At 75.5% G+C, this 1,995-nt stretch carries 2 protein-coding genes; both read left to right on the top strand.

Features of this window, described 5'->3' with window-relative positions; all coding sequences use genetic code 11:
* Nucleotides 1-1,214: ATP-binding cassette domain-containing protein (locus tag AC0CYZ_RS27760; RefSeq protein WP_472221339.1), on the top strand; the 1,214-nt coding region annotated here is incomplete at its 5' end.
* A 166-nt stretch (nt 1,215-1,380) separates the two neighbouring features.
* The coding region (locus AC0CYZ_RS27755) for a PhoH family protein (protein ID WP_472221340.1) at nt 1,381-1,995 on the top strand (615 nt) is incomplete at its 3' end.

Genomic DNA, 1,995 nt, shown 5'->3' with positions numbered 1-1,995 from the left:
GCCGTCCGGTCGCCACCCTCTCCGGCGGACAGCGCACCCGGCTGGCCCTCGCGGCGGCCCTGGTGCGCCGCCCGGCGTGCCTGCTGCTCGACGAGCCCACCAACCACCTCGACGACGAGGCCCTGGACCTGCTCGAACGCGAACTGGTCGCGATGCCCGGCGTCGTGATCGCGGCGAGCCACGACCGGACGTTCCTCGACCGGGTCGCCACCGAGCTGCTCGACCTCGACGCCGGCGTCCTCGGCACCGACGGGCAGGGCGGGCGGCGTTTCGGGGGCACGTTCACCGCCTACCTCGACGAGCAGGCCCGGACCAGGCGGCGCTGGGAGGAGACGTGGGCCGCGCAGCAGGAGGAGATCGCGCGGCTGCGGGAGAAGACCCGCACCGACCTGCGCGCGGTGGCGGCCGGGCGGGGCCCGACCGACAACGACAAGTTCGTCCACGCCTTCAAGGGGGCGAACGTGGAGCGCGCGCGGGCGCGGCGCGTGCACGACGCCCAGCGCCGCCTCGAGGTCGCCGAGCGGGACGCCGTCGCCAAGCCGCCGGAACCGCTGCGGTTCCGCGGCGCGCTCACGACCGGCGCCGACGGCGGCCTCGCGGTGTCGGTGCGGGGGCTGCGGGTGGTTGGGACGCGTGGAGCGCCGCCGCGGGTCGAGCTCGATCGACTCGACGTCCCGGCGGGGGAGAAGCTGCTGGTCACGGGGCCGAACGGGTCGGGCAAGTCCACGTTGCTCGCGGTGCTGGCGGGCCGGCTGGCTCCCGACGCCGGACGGGTGGACGTGGCCGCGCGGCGCGTCGCCCTCGTCGAGCAGGACCCCGACGTCGGGCCCCTCGACCGCAGCGCCGGCGCGGCCTACGCGGCGCTGGTAGGGGCGGCGACGGCCGAGGGGGTGCCCCTGCGCACGCTCGGTCTGCTCCACCCGCGCGACCACGGCATCGCGGTCGGGGCGCTCTCGGTGGGGCAGCGGCGGCGGCTCGCGCTCGCGGTCGCCGTCGCGGCGGGCCCGGACCTGCTGCTGCTCGACGAGCCCACCAACCACGTCTCGCTGCGGCTCGCATCCGAGCTGGAGGAGGCGCTGGGGCGGGCGCCCGGCACCGTCGTCGTCACCTCGCACGACCGGTGGCTCCGCGCCCGGTGGGAGGGCCCGTCGCTGGCACTCGGCGGCGCCCGACCCGCCTCACGCGGGCAGAACGCTGTCGGGGGTGACGGTTAGAGTGGGAGCAGAAGAGGACACCGCGGCATCCCCACCGACCGTCGCGGTCACCGACGACGCGGGGGGCGGCGGCCGCTCCCAGGCAGGAAGCAGGACCGATCTGCACGTGACCGGCCACGGACCCACGCCAGACCCCACGACCCCGACCGCGTCCGGCGAGTCGCGCATCGTCGTCCCCGAGTCGGCCCTGCTGACCCTGCTGGGCAAGCGCGACGAGAACCTCCGGGAGGCCGAGAGCCTGCTCGACGCCGACGTCCACGTCCGCGGCAACGAGCTGACCCTCACCGGCGAGCCCGCCGACGTCGGGTTCGCCGAGCGGGTGTTCGCCGAGCTCGTCGTGCTCGCCAGCCGCGGCCAGGCGATCGACCCCGACGCCGTGCGCCGGACGGTGCGGATGCTCTCCGAGGCGGAGGGCCCCTCGCCGGCGGAGGTGCTCAGCCTCGACATCCTGTCCCGGCGCGGGCGCACCATCCGGCCCAAGACGCTGAACCAGAAGCGCTACGTCGACGCGATCGACGTGAACACGATCGTCTTCGGGATCGGCCCGGCCGGCACCGGCAAGACCTACCTGGCCATGGCCAAGGCGGTCCAGGCGCTGCAGGCCAAGCAGGTCACGCGGATCATCCTCACGCGCCCGGCCGTCGAGGCGGGGGAGCGGCTCGGCTTCCTGCCCGGCACGCTCTCCGAGAAGATCGACCCGTACCTGCGGCCGCTCTACGACGCGCTGCACGACATGCTCGACCAGGAGTCCGTGCCGAAGCTGATGGCGGCGGGGACCATC

The organism is Actinomycetospora sp., from assembly GCF_055612215.1.
Note: the sequence above shows the minus strand (reverse complement) of the source record. Positions and strands in the feature narration are given on the sequence as shown.